The 1,165-nt window shown below is 66.2% G+C and carries 1 protein-coding gene; it reads left to right on the top strand.

What is annotated here, in order from left to right:
- Window positions 1–16 precede the first annotated feature (16 nt).
- The coding region (locus AX708_RS02455) for an IS66 family transposase (RefSeq protein WP_082747197.1) at window positions 17–1,165 on the top strand (1,149 nt) is incomplete at its 3' end.

Here is a 1,165-nt window from a genome sequence, read left to right as displayed (position 1 = left end):
CGAACAGGCCCACGAGCTGGATCTTCTCAAGGTTTTCCGGGCCGAGAACGAGCGGTTGCAGGCGATCATTGATGCGCTGATGCGTCATCGTTTTGGCCGCAAGTCTGAACAGCTCGACTCGGAGCGGTTCGAGCTTGCGCTCGAGGAAGTTGAGGCCGCACTCTCGCAGGCTGAGCTCGCCAGGAGCAAGGCAAGCAAGGCTTCGAGCGAACGCCCGCGCAAGACCAACCGCGGATCTCTGCCCGCCCATCTCGAGCGGATCGAGCAGGTCTTCGATGTCGAGGAGAAGGCTTGCACGTGCTGCGGCGGCGCGCTGCACCAGATCGGCGAGGATTTGGCCGAACGCCTTGATGTCGTCCCCACCACCTTCCGCGTGCTGGTCACCCGGCGCCCGCGCTATGGCTGCCGCTCATGCGAGAGCGCGGTTGTGCCGGCTCCGACGCCGGCTCGGATCGTCGAAGGCGGCATCCCCACCGAAGCGCTGATCGTGCAGGTGCTGGTGTCCAAGTATGCCGATCACCTGCCGCTCTACAGGCAGGCGCAGATCTATGCCCGGCAGGGCATCCAACTGGACCGCTCCACCCTTGCCGACTTGGTCGGCAGGGCAGCCTGGTATCTGCGCCCCTTGCGCGACCATATTCTCGAGCGATTGCGAAGCTCAGAGCGGCTGTTCGCCGACGAGACCACCGCGCCCGTGCTCGATCCCGGGCGCAAGCGGACGAAGACCGGCCAGATCTGGGCCTATGCCTGCGATGACCGACCTTGGGGCTGCAGTGACCCGCCGATGGTCGCCTATGTCTACGCTGCCGATCGCAAGACCGAGCGACCCGAGGCGCATCTCCAGGGCTTTGCAGGCATCCTGCAGGTCGACGGCTATGGGGCATACGCTGCGCTGGCCCGGCGTCATCAGCAGATCCGCCTTGCGTTCTGCTGGGCGCACGTGCGCCGCAAGTTTTACGAGCTGGCCGAGAGCTCGCCCGTGGCCGCCGACGTGCTGCGCCACGTTGCTTCCCTCTACGCCATTGAGGACGAGATCCGCGGCCTATCTGCTGACGAGCGCCGCGACGCGCGTGATCAGCGCAGCCGGCCGATCGTCGACGACCTGCACAAGTTCCTCGAAGCACGCGGCCGGCAGGTCAGCGCCAAGAGCCGCCTCGGGGAGGCG

The organism is Erythrobacter sp. CCH5-A1, from assembly GCF_001557115.1.
GTDB lineage: Bacteria > Pseudomonadota > Alphaproteobacteria > Sphingomonadales > Sphingomonadaceae > Erythrobacter.
Note: the sequence above shows the minus strand (reverse complement) of the source record. Positions and strands in the feature narration are given on the sequence as shown.